We start from the raw sequence: 25,355 nt of genomic DNA on the forward strand, positions 1-25,355 counted from the left end.
TTAAAATGGATCATCGGGAGTACTGTTGATGATCGTTTGAAGTTTGTCGGTTGCCAAAACTGACTTCCACGCCTCTTCCTGCATCTGCTTTTCCTTCTCGTTCTTCATGTCCCTTTGGACTGAGGACTGAACAGACAGGGCGAGAAGCTGCCGCAGGCGCTGGGACTCCCTGAGCTGCAAGGATGCAATCTGGTTCCCGGCTTCCAAGGCTTTCATTTGACCGTCCGGGGTCGTCAAAAGGTCGTTCAACTGGCTGTCCAGTTCAGCGGCCTTTTGTTCGATTTCGTTGATCTGGCTGCCGGACTCCTGGAACGCCGCCTCCTGCGCCTGCTCATTCTGGGCTTCGATCTCAGAGCGCATGCGCTGGAATGCCGCTTCAGACTCCATGCGTTCCTCTTCGGTCATGGCCTTTCCCTCTTCTGCCGATGAAGACTTGAAGAGGCCGCTGATTGTCCCACGACTCTTGTACACTTCCCTGAAAATCTGACTCAGCGCCTGTGCATCGCCACGATTCACGTTGAGCACTCGCGTCAGAGAGGATAGCTGGCTGAATGTTCCCTGCATCATACCGCGCATTTGGCCTGGAAGACTCATTGTGTTCCTGACCATGTTTTCATATTTCTTGATTCCTTGCTGAACCATTTCAATCTGTTGCTCCGTCTGCTTGATTGCTTCGCTTACCTGCTTGTATGCTTCCTGGAGCTTTTCAATGTTTGTGATCCTGTCCAATGCCTGCGTGAACTGCTCGCTACAGTTTGTGCACCACACGGCATATTGCGCATTGGAAGCATTGCAAAAGACAAGCGAAATAACTAAAAATACGGCGAATACGAGCAACATTTTCATGCCGCCATTCCTCCTCGCTCATTGAGCCACACGTCTGTCCATCCAGCTCCATGAATGGATTGAAGTTCCTTGATTCTGGAGATGCTTTCCTTGTCGCTGACGCCAAGGAAACAAAGTGAGTTTCGCTGCAACGCCAACTGTACGAGTTGCCTTCCGTTTGGCGTAACAACGTAGTAGTCCCGCTTCGGCGTTGCCGAAGCGATGATTTCGACCTGGCGGCTGTTGAGGCCCATGCCCCGGTACAATTCAGCCTGCACTTCCTGCCTGGCCGTGATGTTCGGGAGGAAGATCTTGGTCTGGCAGGACTCGACCAGCACATCCATTATGCCGGAGGCCTTCGCGTCGGAAAGACTTTGCGTGGCCATCACCACGGAGCAGTTCGCCTTGCGGAGCACCTTCAGCCATTCGCGGATTTTCGCGCGGAAAACGTGATGGGCCAGCATCAGCCAGGCCTCATCCAAGAGCAGCAAGGTCGGCTGGCCGTGCAGGGAGCGCTCAATGCGTCGGAAGATGTAGAGGAGCACGGGGATCAAGTTCTTGTCCCCGAGATTCATGAGCTCTTCGATCTCGAAGACCAGGAATGACGCGATTCCCAGGTTGTCGGTCTCGGCATCAAGGAGCTGCCCCATGGCCCCGTCCCTCGTGTAATGCTGCAAGCCCTCCCGGATGGTGTGGTCCTGGACCATGTTTACGAAGTGGGTCAGGCTGCGCATATTGCGCGGATTGCTACGCAGCAGTGACATGGCCGCGTGAATCGCGTTCCGGTAGCCTGGACCGACGGCAACGCCCTGAAGCTCCAGGAGGGTGGCCACCCATTCTTCCGCCCAGGCCATGTCAGACGGATCGTCGATGTTTTGAAGGGGCGCGAATGCCAGTCCGGTTCCCCGGCCGAGTTCGTGGTGCGTGCCTCCAACGGCGGCGCATAGGGCATACATGGACATGCCCTTGTCGAAGGCGAAGACTTGAGCCCGCTCATAGCGCCTGAACTGCGCGGCGATCAGTGCCAGCAGGGTGGACTTGCCTGCTCCGATGGGGCCGAAGATCAAGGAATGGCCGACGTCCCCCACATGCAGGTTGAACCAGGTCGGCGTGGACCCCTGCGTAGTGCAGACCATGAGCGCTGGGGAGCGAGGCGGATAGAACGGGCAGGGACAATGCTTCTCGCCGACCCAGACGCTGGACAGAGGCAGCAGATCGGCCAGGTTGAGGGTGTTGACCAGCGGTCGCCGGATGTTGGCGAACCAGTTGCCCGGGAGCGATCCCAGCCAGGCCTCCAGGGCGTTGATCGTTTCGATCCGGCACCCGAACCCCAGGGAGAGGAGTTCACGGCGCAGCTCGCGTGCCCACTCCTGGAGGTTCTCCCGGTCCGGGTCCATCAGGATGATGTTGGAGGTCAGGTAGCCCGCTCCCACATAGCCGCTTTGCACTTCGGAGAGGGCTTCCTCGGCGTCCTCAACCATGGCCACGGCGTCACGGTTGGCCCGGGCGTTGGCCGTGTTGTTGAAGAGCTTGTCGAAGAACTTGAAAATGCCTTGTTGCCAGCCCTTGCGGTAGGAGTTGATTTCCTTCTGGGCATCGTACTGATCCAGGCAGATGAACCTGGTCGAGAAGCGATACTGGAGCTGGAGGCCGTCCAACACCGACAGCATGGTTGGCCAACTCTCTTGTGGCAGGCCGTCGAGCCCAAGGACTGCCAACTCCTGGCCTCCGATCCGGGGCGTCAGTCCGCCGACCACATCTTCAGAGCCGATCAGGGCATCAAGATACATGGGCGTCCGAGGCACGCGCACGGGGTGATCGATCCCGGTGGCGCAGAGCTGGAGATGGGTGAGCAGATCGCTGTAAACGGCCCGTGCTCCTCCCTCATCCTCGATCGTGTACTCTTCCAGGCGGCGGAGGCGCAGCACGGCCGAGAGCGCGTCCTCGAATTCCATGAGGGTGTTGCGGAAGGAACCGAGGGCGCGCTCTAACGAACTGGAGAGGGTTGAGCCCGTTTTGGTGGAGGATGAGAGCTTGTCAGCTCCCAGGTCCGGCCTGAAGGCCAGTGTGACGACGGTGCGGGAGCGGAAGACGTCGCCATCAAAAAAGGCCCGGCGCTCCTCGTCAATGAGCCTCGTGACGGGATCGGAGAAATGGCTATCCTCACGCGGGGCATAAGCCTGGTAGCGGCTGCGCACCGCGTCCACGTGCAGCATCCAACCCGTGCCCAGCAGCTTGACCGCGTTGTTGAACTGCGCCGACACGAAGGCCAGTTCGTCGGCCGTGCTGGATGCCGTATCCTGTCCCTGTGCAGCGAATCCGGCTAAGAATGTTCCATCCTTGCACAGGACGATACCCGGGGCGACGAGGGCGGCGTAGGGCAGGAGGTCGGAGACGCCCCGCGCGCGGGATCGGAAATCACGGAGCGCAAGCATCAGGTTCTCCAGATGCCGGACTTGGCCGGGTAGTAGAGCTGCTGCTTGAGGTGGCGCATCCAGACACGAACCATCAGGGGATCGGCCTTGCCCATCCGGCGCGCGACAAGCATCCCACCGCCATAGATCAGGACGGCGGTGACTCCCGCGACCCACGTCATGCCGCCGAATCCCACCACGAAGGCCAGGAGTCCGATACTCAATGCCAGTTCGCGTTCGGCCCCCATGATGTGGTTGTGCCGGTGGAGCGACCTACGGACGGGAAGCGTTCTCACAGCACGGCCCCGCTGAACGAGAAGAGGCTGTCCACGATGCCGGTGGCAAAAGCGATGAAGCAGATGGCGAAGACCACGTTGAGGAGCAGCTTCACACCGCCAGCGATGTCCTCCTTGTTGAAGATGTAGACCAGGCCCACGATGGCCATGCCCGCGATGGCGATCCATCGCCCGGCAGGCCCCGTGATGGTCCCCACAACCTTCTCCAGAGGACTGGAAAATTCCGATATGCCACCGGAGGCCAAGACCTCGGAGCAATTCGCAAGGGATAAAACTATAACGCCATACAAAATGAAGGCTAAGCGACACATTATGCTGCCTCTCCTTGTGAAATGAACTCTTGCTGCCATTCCCGTTCTTGAGACTCATTCGCCTTGTTGAAGACATACTCAACAGAGTATTGATTGTTCTCACTGTCATGCCCATGCACGTAAGCCATTTGTGAAACCTCACGACCCCGAGGTGTTTTCTCGATGAATGCGATGACGTTGATGGCCCGGCCGATCAGCCGATGCATAGGAGCCTGGATGCGCTCGGCAACGAGGTCCTCCAGCCTGCCCAGCGCATCGCGGGCGCTGTCCGCGTGAATCGTGGCGATGCCGCCGGGGTGGCCGGTGTTCCAGGCCTTGAGCAGCTCCAGGGCCGCGCCGTCGCGCACCTCCCCGACAATGATCCTGTCCGGGCGGTAACGCATGGTCACGGTGGTCAGGCGCTGGAAACCCACTGAGTCCGAGGTGCGGAACATGACGCGGTTTGGGCTGGACACTTGCAGCTCGCTGGTGTCCTCCATGGTGATGATGCGATCGTGCGGACACAGCCGTGAAAGGGTTTCGATCAGGGCGTTGACCAGCGTGGTCTTGCCCGAGCCGGTTCCTCCTGCCACCAGGATGTTCGCCTTGTTGAGGATGGCAGCCTGAAGGAAGGCGAGGCCTTTTGGGCGAAGAATACCCCTCGCGGCATAGTCTTCGAGCGTGAAAATGGTGCTGGGTTTCTTCCGGATGACGAACGAGGGGCCGTCTGGCGCGATGGGGCAATCCGTGCCCTCGAACCGGCTGCCGTCCAGAGGCAGCTCTCCTTCAACGATGGGGTTCTCGCGAGTAATGGTGGTGCCTAGCGCCGAAGCCACCAGGGAGACGACCCGGCGTCCCTCATCGGGAGACAGCCTGCCCGCCTGGAACATGGGCTCGCCGAAGCGTTCGAGCCACAGCGTCCCGCACGGGTTCAACATGATCTCCTGGACCTCGGGATCACGGAGGGCATCCATCACAACAGGCCCCAACGCCAGCTCCAGGCTCCGGTTCAGGCGGTCGTTTGGTTCGCTCACCACATCCCCCGCCAGACGAACACGGCCACGTTGACGGCCGCAGATATCGCAGTGATTGCGGCCAGCCAGACCATATTGTTCTGGAAGGAGGCCATGTCCTTCCTGTGTCCTTGAAGGTGCTCCTGGATGACCCCAATGGAAGAGGCAGAGAGCCCCTTGGTGACGGCTTCGGCGGCCTGTTTGGCTGCATCAAGGTGTTGAGCGCCCGCTTCCCCGAGAAATGCTGTCAGGGCATCGTTGTGACGCTTGAGGAGATTCTCGTATTCGTTCAGGAAGGCGTTGTGGAGCGTAACAAGCATCAAGATGGGATCGTCAACTTCCACGACTACGCCATGTTTCTGGGCTAGCAGGGTGCGGATGGATTCAAAATCAAGACCGATCCCATCGTGAATTTGCGGTGATGTTTTGTTTGTTTGAGAATCTTCTGTTGATACGGAACCCGAAGTCGTTGATATGGTTTCGCCACGCATCAGCAAAGCCTTGCCTTGTCGATCTCGTTCATCACTTCGCGCCAAAATATTTTGACTCTTTGTTTGACAATTATTGACAAGCCTGAGCTTAATGCTGATTTGAAAGTCTGTCGTTTTAAATATATATTTTCTATGTCTACTCCAAATGTAGCATGTTTTCTGTGCGGAATGGAAATGACAGCATGTATATTGTGTAAAACTTCCGAATATACTTTAAAGTCTTCGAAGTATTTACCATCCTGAGTAATTTCACCAAAGTAGCTGTTGAGCCAGACGACGATCGATGTTTCCGAAAAATGAAGTGCTAGCGATTTTAGGCCGGAAAGAGTGTCCAGCATCGCTTGGCCTCCAGTGATCACTGTGTGCAATAGTACGGTATGGCCTTGATCTTCGAGTAGCTTTACGGTTTGATTTTCGAGTAGATAAGAGCAGAATGGGACAAACGATGATGCTCCGCTATCAATGATCACATGCGTGTCATGATGTTCGTCTTGAGCAAGATTGAGTATTGATTCAATCAAAATATCAAATCGGCGTGGATCGATGTCCTCTCCGTTCATAATGTCTATTGCAGAGACATTCAGGTCTTTGTACCCGGAGAAAGTTGCATTGACAGGGTCTGCGTCAAAGCAATTGGTTCTGAATCCCTTTGCCTCAAAATATTGAGCAAGGATGGCGCAGGTTGTCGTCTTTCCAGAGCCGCCCTTCCCCTGTTGCATGAAGTGAATTGTAGCCATGCTGCACTCTCAGATCATGTCGTTTGTTGAAGGCGATTTGTTTACTGAGAAGCTATTGCTCTGATTGTCTGTCTTGATTTGTTTTTGTATGTTTTGTGAACAACAACACGGCTGATTTTTTGTTATGCATAAATTTTGTTTGCGTGATTTTGCAAGTTGATAGCAAAGTGTGCTGTATGCCATTGTTATCATTTTTCTCTCTCGAAGTGATTCAAAAATCTTTTTGATGTCGTGCCCGGTTTGTAGCATGGAATATATTTGATCTTTACATGCTATGAATTCAATCCTGCCCATATTGCGAGCTATTCGCTTGATCTTAAGTCCCATGAGGCATCCTTGTTATGCTGCCCGGTGAGGCTTTGTGACTGTTCGTTGCTAGTGCGTAGAGGTGGACAGGCGTAGGGCCTTCAATCATTTGAATTCTCATCTGTAAGAAGCTCGCTACCCGGGGGTGCAGTTTTTCACCACGCTCAACCTTTCTTCTGATGTTCAGGTACTGCCTGTCGGTGTAGCCAAGGGCCTTGGCGACGGCGGCTTGTGTGCCAAGCAACCTGAAAAGGTGGTCAAAGACATCCTTCATGGTGGGGCGCTCCTCGGGGTGGGGATGGCAGAAATTCTTTCTTTACACAATAAGAATTTCTTACTAGACACGGAAGGAATTTCCGACGATAGCCAATGTCGGAGGGTGTCATGCATAATTTCGCTGAGTTAATGGAGCGCTCCTTCGTGGAGCTCGTCGATGGGCGGGCTGACGCCCGAGGCTGGGGCAAAAGTGAATTCGCCAGCCGGGTGTGGCCCGAAACAAATCCTAAGTCGGCAGCAGTCAAGTGGGCCGCCATAAGAAGTAAGGCGTCTAATACGGGGAAGCCACAAGGAGTGTTGATTTCTGATGCTCAGCGCATGGCGGAAGTGCTAGGCGAAGACTTGACGTATCTCCTGGCCATCGCGAAGGAAAATGCAAGGAGACAAACGCTGTAAGCAAGTGCTTGCAGCGATGCGCACAGGCACTCTCGGCAGTGGCTTTCTCAATTAATAGGAGTTGTTTTGTGAAGGACTGTGCAGTTCAGAAGTTTGAATCTAAAGCAGAGGACTTGCTTGCTGTTGTATTTCATATTTGCGAGTCCAATGTCGGCGCAGCTTCATGTCCACCGAAGCCATCCCATAAAGCGCTTTGTGCTGCTGCTATTGCATTGCAGGAGGCGATAAAATCCTTTTCCGCAGCTGTCCGAGCTGCTTAGGGTTATTGGTATTTGCCCGCCTCTGGCGGGCTTTAATGTGTGTCCACTGGAAAGAATTTCTTTCTTAGTGTATTTTGTGCAACATTTAATTCTTATTTTTCTGTGGATTAATAATAAGAATTTCTTGCAAGATGTAGGGTGAGTTGGCGGAGCCAGGCTGGAAAAACTGAAAAGGCAAGTGATGGATATCAATCAAGATCACCTTCAAGGAGTCATTGAGCTTACGCTCGCGCGGCTATTGGCACCGGTTGCGGAACTCGAATCTTTAAAGCGGAAGGAGTTTCTGACCGAGGAAGAAGCCGCCAAGCTGTTCTCTCTTTCTGCCGCGACCTTGAAAACAAAACGATGCCGGGGAGGCGGGCCAAGCTACATCAAGGATGGCGGGCGCGTTCTCTACTCGCGGAAGGGTTTGGAGGCCTACCTTGAGGCTAGACGGGTCAAGACGATTGATCAGCCCTAGCGGGGGTGCCGTTGAGGGCCATTGCTTCCACGTGCCTGAGGGCCATGCGCTTCGTATCAGGGCAGAGATGCGAGTAGCGCTTTGTCATTTCAAGACTAGAATGCCCAACAAGCTCGCCGATTGTATAAAGGGGAACCCCACGAATAGCCAGCCAACTGCAGAAGGTGTGTCTCAAGGAGTGGAAAACCACTTTCTGTCTGCGATCTTCCACCCCCTCATTGAACTTCAATTCCTTGACCACCCTGGAAAAGGTGTTGCTGGTGTCCGTCACGCGCAGAGGCTTTCCCTCCCGACTACAAAACAGGAGTCCATCTTGGGTGCCAGGCATCGCCTCCTCGAACACAGAAACCACGGCATCGGTCATATGCGCCATCCTCGTACCAGCCTTGGCGTCGCGGACATGAACCACCTTGGCAGAAAGATCGATGTCGCTGCCGCGAAGTGCGAGGATTTCTCCCAGGCGCATGCCGGAATGCAGGCTGACCATGGACATGCGCCACCAGATCAGGCTTCGCTTCATCAGCGCGTCCAACAAGCGCTCCGCCTCCTCCGGTGTCAAGTAGCGGATGCGGGCGTTGTCAGCCCGGGGCAATCTCAGTCCGTCAGTCGGTATGCTTCCCGAATAGAGATTCCATGTGCCAAGCTTCCGATATATCCGTCGGATATCTCCCAGGATGAGCCGGGCACTCGCGGGAGCCAATCCCTTCCCCAACAATTCCTGCTTGAAGCTTTCCATGTCCAGTGGGGTGATCCGATCCAAAGGAGTAGACGCGAAGCGCGGTGCGATGTGACAGTTGTACCGGCTTTCTTCGTCGCGGGGGTTGGCCAGGTTGGGCAGCCACTTTTCCTTGAAGATAGCCCAGGCATCCCCCAGGGTCATGGACGCCTTCTTCTTCCGTTCAGGCAGGACGCCGGTGTGGCGATCCGCGCGAACGCGTTCCCCCCGGATATCAGAGGCCATTTGGGCGGTGTACCCCTCGCTTGCCCAACCGATCTTCTCCCAGACAAGGCGGCCCGTCGAGTCGCGGAAGTTGATGTCAAAGCAGGTGTCCGGCTTGCCGTTGTGCCGACGAGTCTCGGAAACACGCCTATAGACGCCCGTAAACTTGGTCTTTTCCCTGCTCATTCTTTGCTAACCTATTGCTAACATGGATGCGGTTTTGGCTAACAAAATGCTAACCTGGAGCGCAACTCAGGTCAACCATGGCCACCTCGTTAGTTGCTGTAATAGCAGGGTTTTCATCCTGTGGCAACGCGTTGCAAAATCCTGCAACTGTGTTAGCAAATTATTCGTAATCAGCAGGTCAGGGGTTCGAGTCCCCTCGCTGGCTCCAGAAGGAATATCAGAGGGTTGCAGACGGATATCAGTCCCGTTTGCAACCCTTCTTTTTGCCTCAAAGCCGATCCAGCCCCGGTGTACTGCCCCTAGTTTAGCAAGCGTCGGCTAAGAGAGTCTCGCGGCTGAGCTGTTCTGCTTCGAAGACCTCTGGCGACCTGTAGCCGAGGGTCGAGTGCAGGCAGTTGGCGTTGCAGCCGTCGATCCAGCGGTCCAGAGCCTCCAGGAACTAACTTAGGCTCGTGAACTCGTTGATCCAGGCCAACTCTTCCTTGAGTGTGCGCATGAAGCGCTCCGTCATTGCCTTGGTCGGTCATGTCGATGCCCGACCACTGATTCGGCCTGGTGGGGCAGGGCTTTATGGCCGGTCTGTTTGCGCTTGGCTTTGAGGAGCTGACTGCCGCGAACTGCGAGGCCATGCTCGTTGCACAACTCGCCGATTGGCCGTCCTCGAAGGCATTCGAGGACGATGAGCGCCTTCTGCGCTGAAGTCCATTTGCGTCGTTTCATGGCCGATCTTCTCCTCGGAATCAGCCACGAAAACTCAGCTAGCGCAACCGGTTGCCAAGCCGGGGACAGGGTGGTGGCTCCCCGTTTGGTCAAACCAGGAAATCATGCGAGACGCAGTTCAGCAAGTGATGCATGGGCCGAGCCGTCACTGATATCGGGAGTAATGGTTATCTCCAGCCTCGTCACCACTGCAAGATCGACCTCGTACTCTTCAATTTCACGGATATTGTCCGGAGGGCTGAAGGTATACTGCTGGCGCACAATTTCTTTGTATGTGCGACCATCGTCGGAGGACCAACGTAGAAGGAACTCCTGCGTGCGTGCCTGCTCCTCTTCGTAAAACGCAAGGTGAATGCGTTTGACCGCAAGCGGATTGTCAAACATTAGTCGGATGGTCTGACGGCCGGATGCCGACGCTCTCCACCCCGACCTTTCGCCCGGCTTCAAGGCTGACTCAATGGGATAAGCCGCGTCCTCGGACGTGAGTTCCGCCTGGGCCAGAGTCTCCAGGTCAAGCCAGTCCAGGTCGGGGAGCATGGCGCCGTGAGTGTCCTGGATGATTATGCGTTTTCGCATGGAGTTGCCTCCTTTTGCCGAGTCGATCATGACCGGTGATGTTGAAGATGGAATCGTCCCAGGCCAAGGGGCAGGGACTCCGTTTTGAACCCGCATCCTAGGGCAATTGGACGGAGAAATTCTCTGCCAGCAGCGTAGCGTTGCGTATCCACTTTCGAGCGTCGTTGTCCCCTTGTGCGGCCTTTCTTTTGAACTCTTGCCAGTACGTGTGGATGATTTTGAAACAAAGTGTCTGGGGTTTCCAGAGGTTGACCTCGAAAGGCACAGACCGCGCCAGCATCGCGGTGTTATTCAGCTTCTCCATGCTTAAATAGTCACCGGGATTTTCGAAGAGCCGCTCAGCCATGCGCTCAATGGTGATCTTGAGCACCAATCCAAGCCTTGTGGCATCGAGAGCGACGCCAGCCAACTGGGCTTCCTCCAGAAGTGGTTTCACGGTTTGAAGCTCAGGTTCATCACCCGCGAAGGCGTTGCCGAGTTTGGTATTCAAGCACATGTCTGCGGCCAGCGAGAGGACCTTGGGCTGCGGCGTTCCAGCCCCTTTCAAAAAACTGATGAGGGGCGCATGGTGCTCGTAAACAGTGTCATACGCGGCCTGAGCCTCTTTCAAGGTCGGCTCCATGATCATTCCCAGTATCTTTCGCCGCTCATCGCTGAACAGTGAGGTCAGGGCGTACGTGGACGTTTTGAAATATTCGTCCAGAACGTGGAGTGTTCTTGGCAGGTCCGCGCTGGAAAAAGCCTCGGAAAGCTCTTTGACCAGAGCTTCATATTTTGGGGGTTCCAGGTATTCGCTGATGCCATAGGTGATATTGTGGTCGCCAAGATGCAGCACGCCAAACCAGAATGTTGTATTCTCGTATGTAACCTCTGAAGTAACCTTCACCCGTCCGACCGCAAGCTTTGTATTGCCTGCTTGAAAACGGCGGTAGTTTTCCGTGGCCACGGAATAGGAATAGATGCAGTCGCGCTCGTTGTATTCCGCGAACAAGGAACTCATGGCGAAGTGAGCCCCCACATGTATCAAATCGAGTTTGGCGGACCTGACGAATCGTTCGTAAATGCCTCGCCCGTTTTTGAGTTCGTCAATGTTGCTCTTGGCCAGCTCCAGGCGATCAAGAAACTCCACCTCATAGGATCTGCCGAATAGTTGGTCGGCCAATTGCAGAACCCTGTCGGCGTATTGAATGATTTGCACCGTCTCTATCCCGGAGAGCTCATCGAAAAACCAGCCGCAACTCGTGTACATGAGCATGGCGTGGCGTTGGAGTTCCATGAGCTTCAGGACCGTTGTCTCCTCTTCCTGGTTCAGTTGACGACTTGCATGGCGGCTTAAGAACTGCCCAACCCGTTCGGCGGAGCGGTCCACAAGGACGTCGATATACTCGTTCCGGGCTCCCCACGGGTCCTTGATCAATCCCTGCGCCGATTGTTCGAATGCCGGCGTGACGCTGTCCCTGAGCCAATCCATCGCCTCCCGCAAGGGAGCACGCCAAGCTTGGTTCCAGCCCGGATGGCCGCCGCTGTTGCACCCGCAATCCGATTTCCAGCGCTCTATCCCGTGGATGCAACTCCAAGAGCTGTTCTCGATGATCTCAACCTCATGGGTCGGAGGGTGTTCTTCCAGATACTGACCGTAATTCGTAAGCTTTGCCAGGTGGTTGGACTCGATGTGGTCGAGCGCGCGGGTCAAGGCCATCTCGCCGCCGCGATGGTGATGCCCGTAACTCTCCCCGTCTGTTGCAATGTGTACCAGGCGGGGGCCTGAGTTGTTCTCCGGGAAGCCGGACATGAGCCTGTTGGCGAAGTCCTCGCCATTGTTGAGCAGGCCTTCGAATGCCACGGCCCGGGAGATGGGGCCGTCGTAAAAGAATACATTCATGACCCTGTCCGAGGACAAAAGAGCCATATAGGGCATGCCCGGATCGATTGCCCCCTCACCTGACTGTTGCCAGTCACCTCCCGAAAGAGCCCGGACCCGTTGCGCCTGCCTTGGAGCCAGCACGACGAAATCAATGCCCAACTGGGCCATCATATCCAGGGATTCGAGATCCACTGCGGTTTCAGGGAGCCACATCCCCTCGGGCTTGCGCTGGAAGCGGTATTCGAAGTCCCTGATTCCCCAGAGGATCTGAGTGTACTTGTCGCGGCTGTTGGCCAACGGCAGGATCATGTGGTTGTATGCCTGGGCCAGGGCGCAACCATGACCAGAGAACCTCTCCATGCTCTGCTTGTCGGCCGCAAGGATGGCCTGGTAGGCGTCAGGCGCGTGGTGCTGCATCCAGGGCAGTACGGTGGGGCCGAAATTGAAGCTTATCCGCGCGTAATTGTTCACCAACCTGGCGATTCTCCCTTGCTGGTCCAAGGCTCTTGAGATCGCGTTGGCGGCGTAGCATTCGGCTGAGATCCGTTCGTTCCAGTCGTGGTAGGGAAATGCAGAATCCTGTACCTCGACGAACTCCAACCAGGGGTTTTCCCTGGGAGGTTGATAGAAGTGGCCATGGATGCATATATACCGGTCGGACATGGCAGCCTCCTGGCGAGCTCTTCACATGTACTTTCATCAAGGCCAAATGTCTCAATCATGCTCATGTCTGCGCCGCAGATGCGGCGGGCGGAGAAATCAGGAGCGCGAAGGGGAGGTCGCTGAAGACATCCTTCAGGTGTGCCGTGTCCCCGCCCTGGAATTCTCTCCCGGTGAACGCGTCCATGAAAGGTCCCGTTCCCGGCAGGAGCATGCTTGCGTCCTCCCAGAAGGTTCCCATGGGGTACCGGGTGTCCTCTCCGGCTGCATGGGCGAAAAACCGAGGGACAATGGAGAGTGCCGTCATATCTCCCAGAGTCCTGGCAAAACCGAAGGCCATTCCCTGTCTTCCCCCCCCGAAATCCAGGGGGTGGTAATCCCCTCTCAGGAAAAGCTCAGCCTGTCCTTTGCGGGCGGCCAGGGCCCTCCAGGTCAAGAATAGCTTGATCCGGCCGTCCTCGGGCAGCTCCAGAAGTTCGCGAAACAATGCGCCCCTGTCCGACTTGTATGCGACGCCGAGCTGCGTCAACATTGTCTGACGCAGGGCGAAATCAACCGGCCTGCGGTTGTCGGGATCGACCATTGAGAAGTCCCAGAGTTCCGTGCCCTGATAAAAATCGGGAAAACCAGGCGCCGTGACCTTGAGCAGGGTCTGAGACAGGGAGTTGATGATGCCCAGTCGGGTGACCCGCTTCCAGAGGCCCCTGAAAGCCTCCATGAAGGCGGTCTTCTGGTCCGGCTTGAGCAGGCTGTCCGCAAAGGAGCAGTAAGCCTGCTCGGCTTGTTCGTCTGGGCTCAGCCAGTTGGAATGTTCCTTGGCCTCGCGCATGGCTTTGACCAGATAGGGTTTGAGTCGCTCCCCGAAGGCGTCCGCCTCCTGCTCGGAGAACGGCATATGGGCCAAGATGGATTGGTAGAGGAAATATGCCTCGTTCTGGTCGGGAACCAGCCGGGGGCCGATGCGCTGCCGCCAGCCTTTGGCGGACCTGCTGAATGTCTTGAGAGCTTCCTTCCAGAGTTCCGGCAGCTCCGAAAGCGCGGCCAGACGCATCCGGGCATCCTCGCCCCTTTTGGCGTCGTGCGTTGCCGTAGTGTTCATGGCTGCGGGCCAGGACCCCATGCGTTTCTGTATGGCAGCGTGCCAATCCTGGGAAGGAATGCCGAAATGGCCGGGGTCGCCGCCCACCTCGTTAAGGCAGAGCAGGCGGTTCATGACATAGAAGGTGGAGTCCTCCATGGCCTTGGCCAGGAGGGGGCCGGTCACCTGCTGGAAGCGCATCACGAAATGTGTCCACTCCCGTTTCCCCGTGGACTCCATGCTTTCGCCGAACTCCAGCAGCAGGAAGCGCTCCAGGAAATCCAGTTCAAAATTCAGTTCCGGGTTGGCCCTGCGCGTCGATCGGACAGCGTCCCGGATATAGCCAAGATCGTCCGGCCTGAAAGTTTCGCGGCTGATGTAGGTCCTGTAGACCGGGAACTGGATGAGCAGTTCCGTAATGGCTTGCTTGAGGGCCGCCAGGGTGATGTCGGTACCCTGGCGATCTTTGCTGGACACCGTTTTGACCAGCCGGGCCAGGTTGTCCACGTCTCCGGCCATGTAGCGCTGGATCATGCTTCTCTTCTTGTCTGCGAGGATGTCGCCCAGGGACTTCTTCATCCCGGAGAAGGAGACGTACAGCCTCTGGAACGCCGCCTCTGCTTCCGGCTGGACGAACAGGCCGCAGGCCAGGTTCATGAAGTCATAGCCCGTGGTCCCTTGAATGGGCCAGAAGGTCGGCAGGGGCTCACGCCACATGAGGACCTTCTCCACCATCAGATAGGCGTCCGGCGCATGCCCCCTGAGTCGCTGGAGATAGGATGTGGGGTCGTAGAGCCCGTCGATGTGGTCGATTCGTAGACCGGAGAAAAACTGGTTGCGGGTGTATTCCAGGGTGAGCTTGTGCGTGTGGTCGAAAACCGCCTCATCCTCCACGCGCAGGGAAATCAGGTCGTTGATGCTGAAGAAACGCCGATAGTTTATTTCCTCGCCCGCGACTTTCCAGAAGGCCAACCGGAACAGCTGATCTCCGAGCAGATCGTCAAGCAATGCGAATCTGTCGCCCTGAATGGATTCGTCTTTTCCGTTGAACAGCCTGATGTTGTTGTCCATGAAGTCATGCAGCGTCTTGCTGGACTGGTACAATTCGAAGAGCAGGTGTTTGATGAAATAGAGTTGGTGATAGCGCTCAGACTCTCGCTTCTCACTTGTCAGGCCTTTTATGTTGTAAAGAATGCCCAGCATTTTCAGGTAGTCTGGATTGTCGAGTCCAAAATTGTCGCGGAAATCTGTTATATTGTGAGTGAGAATCTTGACGTAGGAATCAATGCGCAGAGGGAACTTTATGTCGTAGTAATTTATGCTGAATCCATCTTCGTTGAACTTCAGTTGTATCTCCCCGTTCTCCAGCGCCTGGCTGTAATAGCCACCCAGGAAAGGGGCCAGCATGCGGCCTGCCATGCTTTTGTAGGGATGATCCCATTCAATGTCGAAGTAGCTTATATATTTGGATGACTCTCCGTTTTCGAGTACGTCTACCAGCATGCCGTTGTTGCCGGATACGGCCATGTGGTTGGGAACGATGTCTTGAATCCAGCCCAGCCCAAGTTCCTTGCAGGCGGCCATGAGCTGTTCGAATTCCTGTGTTGTGCCCAGTTCGGGATTCAATGTCTGGTGGTCGCACACGTCGTATCCGTGTTGAGATCCTGGCCGGGCCTTGAAAATGGGGGATGCATAAATGTGTGAGACGCCCAGGGCCGCCAGATAGGAGAGAACCTCCCGGCACTGGGCAAAGCCGAAGCCTGGGCGCAGCTGAATCCTGTACGTGGACAAGGGAACCCCGATCATGAACGGCCTCCTCAGGGCTGTAGAATGCCGGATAACATCCAAAGTAGCGCGCCTGCCCGTTGATTCTGTGGGCGTGGGAGGCCCTTTCTGGGGGAGGAGCTATTCTGTGATAGACATTTTTTTTCAAATGGGGTCAATGATGATATTGGAAATAATCCGCAGCGTAAGGCGGGCCGTCAGGCGGTCAAGGTGGCGAAAATGCTCCCGTTGGATTCCCATTGGTACCAGAAGACAGTGTTCTATGAGCTGCACGTGCGATCTTTCGCGGACGGCGACGGCGACGGCATCGGCGACTTCAAAGGGCTCATAAAACACCTGGGATACCTCGAACGGCTAGGCATCGGAGCGCTGTGGCTCCTGCCTTTCTATCCGTCCCCGCTGCGCGACGACGGGTACGACATCGCCAATTACATGGGCATCCATCCCGACTACGGCACTCTGGCCGACTTCAAGCGGTTCCTGCGCGAGGCCCACGACCGGGGCATCCGGGTGGTCACCGAGCTGGTGCTCAACCACACCTCGGACCAGCACCCCTGGTTCCAAAGGGCGCGGAAAGCCAAGCCAGGTTCTTCCGCGCGCGACTTCTACGTCTGGAGCGAAACACCGGACAAATTCCGCAAAGCACGGATCATCTTCAAGGACTTCGAGCACTCCAACTGGGCCTGGGACCCGGTGGCCAAGTCCAACTACTGGCACCGATTCTATTCCCACCAGCCCGACCTGAACTTCGATAACCCCACGGTCCGACGCGAGATGCTCAAGGTGGTGGATCACTGGCTGGGCATGGGCGTGGACGGCCTGCGCCTGGACGCCGTGCCTTACCTCCATGAGAGTGAAGGAACCAACTGCGAGAACCTGCCGGAGACCCACGCCTTTCTCAAACAATTGCGGGCGCATGTTGATGAGAAATTCCCGGGGAGAATGCTCCTGGCGGAGGCCAACCAGTGGCCCGAGGACGCGGTGAGCTACTTCGGCCAGGGCGACGAGTGCCACATGGCGTTCGATTTCCCGGTCATGCCCCGCATCTTCATGGCCCTGTGGATGGAGGACCGCTATCCCATCATCGACATCGTGGGGCAGACCCCGGCCATTCCCAAAGGCTGCCAATGGGCGGTGTTTTTGCGCAACCACGACGAACTGACCCTGGAAATGGTCAGCGACGAGGAGCGCGACTACATGTACCGGGCCTACGCGCGGGATTCAAAGGCTCGCATCAACCTGGGGATACGCCGCAGGCTGGCTCCCTTGATGCAAAACAACCGCAGGAAGATGGAGCTTATCAACTTCCTGCTCTTTTCCTTTCCCGGTTCGCCCATCATGTATTACGGCGACGAACTGGGCATGGGCGACAACTATCACCTGGGTGATCGCCACGGCGTGCGCACTCCCATGCAGTGGAGCCCTGACCGCAATGCGGGCTTTTCACCGGCAAATCCCCAGTCCTTGTATCTTCCGGTCATCATCGACCCGGAATACCATTACGAGGTGGTCAACGCCGAGACAGCGGAACGCAACCCGTCCTCATTCCTGTGGTGGATGCGCAGACTTATCGCCGTGTACAAGGGGCTGCCGGTCCTTGGCGTGGGAGATTTGGCGTTCATACACACAGAAAACACCAAGGTGCTGAGTTTTTTGCGAACCCACGGAGAAGTCCGGCTGCTGGTGGTGGCCAATCTGTCCCGGTACGCCCAGGTGGCGGAATTCGATCTGAGCGCCCTGGCGGGCCATACGCCGGTGGAGGTTTTCGGTCGTACCCGGTTTCCGGGCATCCGAAAGGAGCCCTACGTCCTCACCATGGGGCCACACGACCACTTCTGGTTCCTGTTGGAGAACGGCTCCGGCAAACCACGTCCGTCCGAAGTCCAGAGTGTTTCGTCCCTGGCGGTCGATGCCGAGAACGGGTTGCACCATAAGGAAAACCTGTCCCAGCTGGAATCCTCGCTCCTGCCTGTCGCCCTGGCCAGGGGCATGCGCGGGACGACCATCTCAGGAGCGTTCGGTGAACTGAGAGTCCTGGACGCGCTCCCCCTGAAATGCCATGAACCCGGCGCCACCCTGTTCATGGTCGAGGACGTCCAGGGCCTGAGCCCGCAGAACACGCACCTGCTTCTCGTGTCCGTGATCGACGAAAAACGGACGGAAATGTTCGCCGCGCAGGTTCCAGACGCCGTGTTGGCCAGGCTGGATGGGGTGAACGCCTCGAAAATTCTGGCGGACGGATTCGAGGACACCGAGGCAGTGGTGAGCCTTGCCGCCCTTCTGGGTTCAAACCGCAAATACCACGGCCAGGCGTCGCGATTTCTGGTGGAGGCTCACGCACCGAAGAGCATGCGCAAACATCTGGCCAACCCGTCAGGCCAGATTCGCCGGATTCACTCCACGCCCTACACCGCTTCCTATTCTCTGGGGAACTCGGTCTTCCTGAAGATATTCCGCCATCCCGAGGAGGGCAGCCATCCTGAACTGGAACTGCTGACGGTATTGAACGCGGCTGGATTCACCGGGGTTCCGCGGCTGCTGGCGAGCCTGGCTTATCGGCGACCGGGCAGGGAGAACATGGTCCTGGCCTTGGTTACGGACTATGTGCAGAACGCGCAGGACGGTTCCGCCTTCGTGCTAGACGCGGTTGACCGATACCTTGAACAGGTGCTGGCCTCCGGAGCCGCATCGCTTGCTCCGCTGCCCCCCGACCCCTTCGTGCTGCCGACGATTTCGACTGCCCAAAGGGAACTCCTGGGGGAATACACTTTGGAGTTCTTCCGCCGCCTGGGGCATAGAACGGCGCAATTCCACAAGATACTGGCCGGTATTGGCACCCCTGCCTTCGCCTCGGAGCCGGTGACCAAAATCTATCTGCGCTCCCTGTACCAGACCATGCGCAACCTGACCCACCGCACCGAGCTGGCCTTGGGGCTGGCGGCGCGCGCCCAGGGAGAGGACGATGCGCGGCAGGTCCGAAGCCTGCCCGTGAGCCTTCTGCTGCAACACTTCGCCAAACTCCTGACCATGGAGCCCCTGGGGCAACGCATCAGGTTGCACGGCGACTTCCAGCTCGACAACGTGCTCCACCTCGGCAAGGACTTCATGCTCGTGGATTTCGACGGCGACGTGCGCATGCCTGTGGGAGAGAGGTCCATCAAGCGTCCGGCGCTGCGGGATGTGGCCAGCATGATCTGCTCCATCGGTGTCACCGCCGAGAAGGCCATGCGCAGGCACCTGGAGAGAAACCCCGCCGACCGGGACGGGCTGACGCCCTGGCTCTCCCTGTGGCGCAGGATGGCGCTGCTCACCTATCTGTCATCCTATCTGGACCATGCGGGCGGGGAAGCATTCTTGCCCCAGCAGGAATCCGTGGTGCGCCAGCTGTTGATGGTGTTCATCCTGGAGCAGAACCTGCGGTCGCTTATCCGAAGCCTGGATGAAACGTCCAGCGACGTCCCCATCCTTTTGGACACGATGGACTTCATCCTGAAGCGGTTTCCCTGACGCGGCCTTGGCGGATGTCTGTTCGGGCGAAGATTCCTGCGGCCCTGTGTCGGCGGCAGGCGGCGTGGTCCAGCGAAGGCGCGGAGGCAGGGGAGTCGCTGACGCAGCCTGGCTGGTTTCCATCCCGGTGCGCTTGTCTCAGCTCCCAGTCCTCACCCAGATGCGCAGCGTCTCCGCGACGCTCCAGGCCTGAGCGATGCAGCCGCGCGGCAGATAAGGCGGTTCGGCATCGAAAACCTCGCTGATGGACCCGACGCAGGCCTTGTCGAGGTTGGCCATGAGACCCGCCAGAAAACCTCTGGCCTGAGTCTGCTTGCCGGGATTGAGCTTGAGCCAGGCGTCCACGTACGGTCCGATGAGCCAGGCCCAGACCGTGCCCTGGTGGTAGGCAGCATCTCTGGAGCGCAGGTCGCCGTAGTATCTTGCTTTGTATTCGGGGTGGCCGGGGGCCAGGGAGCGCAGACCCACCGGGGTCAGTAGCTTCTGGGTCACCACATCCATGACCGGCTGCCACCGGGCCTCGTCGAGAACGGGATGATCCAGGGAAATGGCCAGGACCTGATTGGGACGGCAGGCGGTATCGTTACCGCCGTTTTCGGCATCGACCACGTCGTAGAGGTGGCCTCCCGCCTCATACCAGAAGCGCTTGTTGAAGGAATCCCGAACCTGGTCGGCTCTCTGGCTGATCGCCAGGGCGGCGGCAGGATCGCCCGCCTCCCTGAGCCATTTCTCCAAAAGGCGCAGGGCGTTGTACCATAGGGCGTTTATCTCCACGGCCTTGCCCCGCCTCGGCGTGACCACCCAGTCATCCACCTTGGCGTCCATCCAGGTCAACTGGTAGCCCCGCGCGCCCTGGCGGAGCAGGCCATCCTCGGGGTCCACCCCGATGCCGAAATCCGTGCCCCGCACATGGTGCTCGATGATGTCCCTGAGCTTGGGGAGAAGAAGCCGTAGCGTGGTTTGGTCATTGGTCGTGAGCATGTAGCGGTGAAGGGCATGAAAATACCACAGGGTCGCATCGGCGGTATGGTAAAGTCCCTCTCTTTCCCCCTCCGGGAACATGTTGGGAATAAGCCCGTTGCGGATGTATTCGGCGAAGGTCCGCAGAATCCAGCCAGCTTCGTTGATGCGCCCTGTCAGGAGGGTCAGGCCCTCGAGGCTGATCATGGTGTCTCGGCCCCAGTCGGTGAACCAGTGGTATCCGGCGATGATCGTGCGGATGTCGTCGCCTGCGGCCTTGGCGCGCACGGCGTCCTGAACGCGCCCCACGGGGGTGATGAGGAACTGGTCCGCAGCCAGGACCAGCTGGGCGGCGGCCCCGTCCTGGAGTTGCGGAGCGGCCAGACTCAGAAGGATTGCGCACCGATCCGATTCGGACCGGTAGGACGCTTCCGGGGACTGGGCCAAGATGACCTCCCACCCTTCGGTCGATGCCACGAGGGTGGTCTGCTGGCCTTGCTCCAGATCGGTGCGGAAGTAGCCGGGACTCCACAGGGAACCCTGCCAAGGGTATCCCCGGTCGCGTTCCGTGCGATAGGGAATGGTCGGGGTCTCCTTGCGGTCGAAGGTGAAGGCCGTGGAGGGGCCGTGAAGAATCATGCGCAATTTCGGGTGATGCTCCTCGCCCGAGACTTCGAACTGGTCTTCATAGACCGAAACCCGGTAGGGCGTTGACGGCATCGGGCAGACCAGTTCGTCATGGGGCCGGAACTGGATGGCCGGGCGCAGATTGAGCCGCAACACGCCGCTTCCGCTCAGCAGGCGGTAGGTCACATGAACGGTGTTCTGCTGGTACGGCATGAGCAGACGCTTTTCGAGGACGAAGCCATCAACCTCATACCGCCATACCGGCAAACCATGGTCCAGTCGAAATGAGGTCAGGGGAAACACCTTGTCCGGCGGGACCCCTGCCAGTTCCTCGGCTCCGGTATGGACCACACGCCTGTCTGGCAGCCGCAGACGTTCGGACAGACCGTTCAGCATCATCACGCGGCCCAGCGGGTTGGGCAGGGCCGCGATCAGCAGTCCATGATAGCGACGCGTGATTGCACCGACGACGGTGCCGGAGGCGTAACCGCCAAGGCCGTTGGTGACCAGCCACTCATGGAGCAGATGCGGGTCCTGGCCGGAGGCTTGGCCTTCCTGCCCAGGATGAATGGTGATGGGTTCAAGCATCCCCTTGCAGCTCCCTTGGAGCCGGGCACAGCGCCACTGCCGCATGGCCCGGAATCTTCCAGTTTTCTTCCGTATCGAGCGTTGGGGTCCCCGTGCCGCCGTACCTGGGGTCCTCGCTGGACCACAGTATCCGCCACTCCATGCCTTCAGGCGGGGCGAGCAGCGGTTCCGGGGCCGGGTCCAGATGCAGGTCCCGTCCGAAGTTCACCAGCAGCAGACGGTCGTCGCCGCCGTCGTCGAAAAACCGCAGGAGCAGGCACTCCTCATTGAGCACGGAGCCGTCCAGGCCTCCGGGTTTCTGTGCGCGAAAGACCGGGTCCTCGCGGCGCAGGCGCAACAGGTCCTTGTGCAGATCGTAGATTGGGCGGTGGCGTTCCCGTTCGCTGAGGTCAAGTTTGCAGCGCTCGAACACGGACGGGTTGCCTGGGTCCTGGAAGTAGAACTCCATTTCCTTAGTATCCAGGCTGAGGAATTGCTGCCCTGCCAAAGCCCGCCCTTCCTTGACGAGCCTGGCCAACTTCGGGACGTGGTCGGAAAAGAAATAAAACGGTGCGGAGGCCCCGAACTCCTGGCCCTGAAAGAGCATAGGTGTTGCCGGAGCAAGCAGCATGAGGGCTGTCATGGCCCGCAGCCGTCCAGGGCTGGTCAGCAGGTGTATCCGATCGCTTCGACCGACATTGGCGATCTGGTCGTGATTCTGGATGTAGACAACAAAGTTGGCTGGAGGCAGATCCAGGCTCGGTGAACCGCGACGCTGTTTTTGCCATCGGTAGCGCTGTCCCTGGTACAGGTAGCCGTACTTGAGCATGGAGAGAAATTCTTGCGCCTTGCCCTGGTAATCCGTGAAATATGCCTCGCGGCGTCCGGTCATTGCGACTATGGCGGCGTGGTGGAAGTCGTCGTTCCATAAGCCGTCCAATCCGTTGCCGCCCGCTTCGACAGGGCGCACCAGCCTGGAGTCCTGGGGCTCGTTCTCGGCCACTACAATGGTTTTTCGGCCACGGGCAGCTTCGCGCACCCGCCTTGCAATGGCGGTGACGATATATTCCGGCGATTGGTCGAATATCTGCTGGGTGGCGTCCAGGCGCAAGCCATCAAGGTGATATTCGTCGATCCAGTATGCGGCGTTGGTCAGGAAAAACTCCCGTACCGGCTCCGAGTTCTTTCCATCATAATTGATGGCCTGACCCCAGTCGTTTTCATACTTGTCTGTGAAATAATCCTTAGAGAATTTATTGAGATAGTTCCCGTCAGGGCCGAAATGATTATACACGACGTCGAGGATGACGCCCAGGCCGCAATGATGGGCCTCGTCCACGAAGCGGCGGAAATCGTCCGGCTCACCGTACAGCCACACAGGCGCAAACAGTCCTACCCCGTCGTATCCCCATCCGAAGCGGCCAGGAAAGTCGGCCACGGGCATGACTTCAATGACGGTGATTCCGCAGGCCGCAAGCTCGGCCAATTCCTTTTGCGCGGCGGCCCACGTGCCTTCTTTGGTGAAGGTGCCGATGTGCATCTCGTAAATGACCTGGCCTGAGATGTTCACCCCTGGCCATTGGGAGTCCCGCCAGGGAAACGCCGAAGGGTCCACAACCTGGGAAGGCCCGTGGGGACCGTCTGGTTGATAGCGCGAACAGGGATCGGGAAATGAATCGCCTGCGCTGAGGCGGAAGCGGTACCGGGCGCCTGCGGCGGCCTGGGCAACCAGTGTCTCGAAGTACCCGGCTTGAAGCCGCTTCATGGGGAGGGTCGCCGGAGCCCCTGGCCCGGATTCCATGACGATATCAACCGTGCGGGCGTTGGGTGCCCATACGCGAAAATGGGTTCCTCCCCCAGATAGTATTTCGGCTCCGACAGGGTAGCGCCGTGTTGGCTTTGTAACCATGTATACTCTCGCTTGATGGTGCCAGGGATCCTGAGAATGACCAGGGCGAAAAGCAGGTCTTTTCAAGTCGAACCATTATTACCGGCGGATGCTGAAAAGAGTCAATGCGGATTTCAGATGATGGGTGTGGGCGGAACTCGATCGGGATGCCAGGTCCGGCTGTCACGCCGGGTGCTGGCGGTTATTCCGGTTGAATCACGCAGCGCTCGTGGGGATGCGGGAGAATGACTGTGACGGTGGTTCCCGTGGCCGCTGTCGAAGTGAACTCGATATGGCCGCCATGGGCTTTCGCGATGAGCTGAGCGCTGTAGGTGCCAAGCCCTGTTCCGTTGGGTTTTCCCGCAGTGACGAATTTATCAAAGAAGCGGTCACGGATGGATTCAGGCACGACACCTGTATTGTGGATGTCGAATCGCCTCTTGTTTCGCTCGATTCGGCTTGAAATCTTGACGTCTCTACCTTCCGGGGATGCCTCGACCGCATTCCGAACGAGGTTCATGAGCAGATCCTCAATGAGGAACTCTTCGCCGAATACAAGCCGATACTGCGTTGATTCTTTGGAATATAAAATGTCATTCCAAACAATTCGAACTCGTCGCGCCTCTGTCAAGGAGGCCAGAGAACGTTCAATGTCCTGCAATACGTCTCGCAGATCGAACCATTTAGCCTGGGGCGTGTATTCGCCCTGTTCCATCCTGAGGAGTTTTCCTGAAGAATCCACGAGGTTGATCACATTACGGAGAGAATGCATGAGTCCGGGGATCAATTCACGGAAGTTGCCGTTCAATTTGTCTTCCAGCGCGAGAGAAGCCAAGCCATGCAGTCCGATCAGGGGGCTTTTGATGTCATGGCGGATTATGCACTCTACGTCCTCGCGAAACTGTTCAGCCTGCTTGCGATCGGTGATGTCGCGAAAAATGACGCACCCCTTGAGATCACCTTTGGAGTCTCGGTAAAGTCTTGAGGTCATGTCGGTGATGACGGACGAATCGCCCTTACGCTTGAAAGGGAGTTCGCAAGAGACATAGCGGCGGGCGGCTTGCTGTTGGAGCATGTCGTGAGTCTCCGGGATCGAGTAGTCAAGGAGCATATGCCAGCCGCCGCTGCGCAGTTCCTCCTCGGTCCAGCCGAGAATGCGGCACGCGGCAGGATTCGCCTGATGAATACGCCCGTCCGGAGAGATCAGCAAAATGCCGTCGATGCTTGACTGGAAGAAGGCGCTGTATTTCGCCTCGCTCTCCCGCAGTTTCTCTTCAGCCTGCACCCGTAGGAGTATCTCCTGGCTCAACTTCTGGTTTGTCTGCAGTTGAGTGTCCAACAGCTTTGCCATCTTCCGAGAGTTGTCGGCAAGTTCTTGGGATCTTTTGTATAGTTCAATAAATATGCAAACTTTTGAGCGGAGTATTTCCTTGTTGTATGGCTTTGTAATATAGTCTACTGCACCTGATTGGTATCCATAAGATTGGTTTTCAGTGTCTGAGTGTTTTGCTGTTACGAATATGATTGGCAATGGTATGGCACGTTGTGTTTCACGGATCAGCTGTGCAAGTTGATAGCCATCCATGTGAGGCATTTGTACGTCGAGAATTGCCAGGGCAAAGTCATGTTTCGTAATCAGCTTTAAGGCTTCCTCGCCGGATGAAGCCTTAATCACGTTGACCTGGAGTGACGCGAGGTCTCGCCATAATGTTTCCAGGCTAATGGGGTTGTCATCTACGATGAGGATATTCGGTTTCGTTATCATGGGAGGGTACCGTTATGAGCGTTTCTTGTGAGCGGCAGACAGACAGCCAACTACTATCGGCTGACTGTGGAAAGGGTGGAGATGCAGCATTTTCTTACTCCCATAAAGCTGGTCGACAAATAGATTGCACGGCAGGGCCAGGAGTTGCCTGGGATCAAGATGCTCGAAGGCAATTGCGAATCTTCAGCGCTCTGGCCGCTCAAGATGATGAGTTGAGACGCTGATAACATTTGAAATAAATAGTGACGAGAGAAATTTCTGGATTTTGTTGTTCAGATTGTTTTCGAAATGGCTCATGTCAGTAGTTAGGCATTCATGTGACTGGTAGGCAACTCAGCGCGTTTTTTGGCCGATTGTATAGGGGGGCATCTACGCCAGTTGATGGCACGGTTGGGTTGGCCGGGCCCCGATGCGTCAAGGCTCCCACGCTTCGCGCTGGGATTCCTCCTCGCCCGGGCCATGTACATA

General features: G+C 57.2%; 20 protein-coding genes. 3 read left to right on the forward strand and 17 right to left on the reverse strand.

Going from position 1 to position 25,355, the window contains the following annotated elements; translation table 11 throughout:
• From G453_RS28565 to G453_RS0103175, 9 genes are read right to left on the reverse strand one after another with little or no spacing between them, the layout of a single operon-like run.
• Complete coding sequence (locus G453_RS28565; RefSeq protein WP_051271561.1) at positions 1-846, reverse strand: hypothetical protein; 846 nt, start codon at positions 844-846, stop codon at positions 1-3.
• Positions 843-3,260, reverse strand: coding sequence for a VirB4 family type IV secretion/conjugal transfer ATPase (locus G453_RS0103150; protein ID WP_027189872.1), 2,418 nt, complete (start codon positions 3,258-3,260; stop codon positions 843-845). Before G453_RS0103150 ends, G453_RS28565 begins: the two co-directional genes overlap by 4 nt.
• Entirely contained in the window at positions 3,260-3,535 is a 276-nt protein-coding gene (gene trbD / locus G453_RS28710) for a conjugal transfer protein TrbD (RefSeq protein WP_027189873.1), read from the reverse strand. The genes G453_RS0103150 and trbD overlap by 1 nt, the downstream gene beginning before the upstream one ends.
• Positions 3,532-3,885, reverse strand: coding sequence for a TrbC/VirB2 family protein (locus G453_RS28715; protein ID WP_051271564.1), 354 nt, complete (start codon positions 3,883-3,885; stop codon positions 3,532-3,534). The genes trbD and G453_RS28715 overlap by 4 nt, the downstream gene beginning before the upstream one ends.
• Positions 3,846-4,859 (reverse strand): P-type conjugative transfer ATPase TrbB, encoded by a 1,014-nt coding sequence (trbB, locus tag G453_RS0103165; protein WP_027189875.1) that lies wholly within the window; start codon positions 4,857-4,859, stop codon positions 3,846-3,848. The genes G453_RS28715 and trbB overlap by 40 nt, the downstream gene beginning before the upstream one ends.
• On the reverse strand, positions 4,856-5,329 hold the full coding sequence (locus G453_RS22090; RefSeq protein WP_043644285.1) for a hypothetical protein: 474 nt from the start codon (positions 5,327-5,329) through the stop codon (positions 4,856-4,858). Before G453_RS22090 ends, trbB begins: the two co-directional genes overlap by 4 nt.
• Positions 5,329-6,066 (reverse strand): nucleotide-binding protein, encoded by a 738-nt coding sequence (locus G453_RS22095; protein ID WP_043644287.1) that lies wholly within the window; start codon positions 6,064-6,066, stop codon positions 5,329-5,331. The genes G453_RS22090 and G453_RS22095 overlap by 1 nt, the downstream gene beginning before the upstream one ends.
• 9 nt (positions 6,067-6,075) lie before the next feature.
• On the reverse strand, positions 6,076-6,393 hold the full coding sequence (locus tag G453_RS29150) for a TraK family protein (protein ID WP_169725285.1): 318 nt from the start codon (positions 6,391-6,393) through the stop codon (positions 6,076-6,078).
• Positions 6,383-6,646 (reverse strand): hypothetical protein, encoded by a 264-nt coding sequence (locus G453_RS0103175; protein WP_027189876.1) that lies wholly within the window; start codon positions 6,644-6,646, stop codon positions 6,383-6,385. The genes G453_RS29150 and G453_RS0103175 overlap by 11 nt, the downstream gene beginning before the upstream one ends.
• 110 nt (positions 6,647-6,756) lie before the next feature.
• On the opposite strand from G453_RS0103175, the gene G453_RS0103180 reads away from it, so the two are divergent.
• Together G453_RS0103180 and G453_RS22100 are read left to right on the forward strand one after the other, a co-directional pair.
• Positions 6,757-7,044: an immunity protein gene (locus G453_RS0103180; RefSeq protein ID WP_235731684.1), complete on the forward strand. Its 288-nt coding sequence runs from the start codon at positions 6,757-6,759 to the stop codon at positions 7,042-7,044.
• 441 nt (positions 7,045-7,485) lie between these two features.
• On the forward strand, positions 7,486-7,764 hold the full coding sequence (locus G453_RS22100; protein ID WP_051271569.1) for a helix-turn-helix transcriptional regulator: 279 nt from the start codon (positions 7,486-7,488) through the stop codon (positions 7,762-7,764).
• Here the strand turns inward: G453_RS22100 and G453_RS0103190 are convergent.
• The 5 genes from G453_RS0103190 to treY form a co-directional block, all read right to left on the reverse strand.
• Positions 7,742-8,890, reverse strand: coding sequence for a site-specific integrase (locus G453_RS0103190; RefSeq protein ID WP_027189878.1), 1,149 nt, complete (start codon positions 8,888-8,890; stop codon positions 7,742-7,744). The genes G453_RS22100 and G453_RS0103190 overlap by 23 nt on opposite strands.
• Positions 8,891-9,397: 507 nt before the next feature.
• Entirely contained in the window at positions 9,398-9,610 is a 213-nt protein-coding gene (locus G453_RS27740) for a transposase (protein WP_156920785.1), read from the reverse strand.
• A gap of 102 nt (positions 9,611-9,712) precedes the next feature.
• Positions 9,713-10,186, reverse strand: a complete 474-nt coding sequence (locus tag G453_RS0103200; RefSeq protein ID WP_027189879.1) for a hypothetical protein — start codon at positions 10,184-10,186, stop codon at positions 9,713-9,715.
• 97 nt (positions 10,187-10,283) lie between these two features.
• On the reverse strand, positions 10,284-12,713 hold the full coding sequence (locus G453_RS0103205; RefSeq protein ID WP_027189880.1) for a DUF3536 domain-containing protein: 2,430 nt from the start codon (positions 12,711-12,713) through the stop codon (positions 10,284-10,286).
• Positions 12,714-12,774: 61 nt separating this feature from the next.
• The gene (gene treY / locus G453_RS0103210; protein WP_051271572.1) at positions 12,775-15,594 is read right to left on the reverse strand and encodes a malto-oligosyltrehalose synthase; all 2,820 of its coding nucleotides are present in this window, start codon (positions 15,592-15,594) and stop codon (positions 12,775-12,777) included.
• A gap of 198 nt (positions 15,595-15,792) precedes the next feature.
• Between treY and treS the strand changes: the two genes are divergently transcribed.
• Entirely contained in the window at positions 15,793-19,080 is a 3,288-nt protein-coding gene (gene treS, locus G453_RS22105; RefSeq protein WP_043644290.1) for a maltose alpha-D-glucosyltransferase, read from the forward strand.
• Positions 19,081-19,218: 138 nt separating this feature from the next.
• Here treS and G453_RS0103220 read toward each other — a convergent pair whose 3' ends face one another.
• The 3 genes from G453_RS0103220 to G453_RS25960 all read right to left on the reverse strand — a co-directional run bounded on the left by G453_RS0103220 (position 19,219) and on the right by G453_RS25960 (position 24,887).
• Complete coding sequence (locus tag G453_RS0103220; RefSeq protein WP_027189882.1) at positions 19,219-21,255, reverse strand: amylo-alpha-1,6-glucosidase; 2,037 nt, start codon at positions 21,253-21,255, stop codon at positions 19,219-19,221.
• Complete coding sequence (treZ, locus tag G453_RS0103225; RefSeq protein ID WP_027189883.1) at positions 21,248-23,143, reverse strand: malto-oligosyltrehalose trehalohydrolase; 1,896 nt, start codon at positions 23,141-23,143, stop codon at positions 21,248-21,250. The genes G453_RS0103220 and treZ overlap by 8 nt, the downstream gene beginning before the upstream one ends.
• 181 nt (positions 23,144-23,324) lie before the next feature.
• The gene (locus G453_RS25960) at positions 23,325-24,887 is read right to left on the reverse strand and encodes an ATP-binding response regulator (RefSeq protein WP_051271573.1); all 1,563 of its coding nucleotides are present in this window, start codon (positions 24,885-24,887) and stop codon (positions 23,325-23,327) included.
• Between the last annotated feature and the right edge of the window lie 468 nt (positions 24,888-25,355).

The organism is Fundidesulfovibrio putealis DSM 16056 (assembly GCF_000429325.1).
GTDB lineage: Bacteria > Desulfobacterota > Desulfovibrionia > Desulfovibrionales > Desulfovibrionaceae > Fundidesulfovibrio > Fundidesulfovibrio putealis.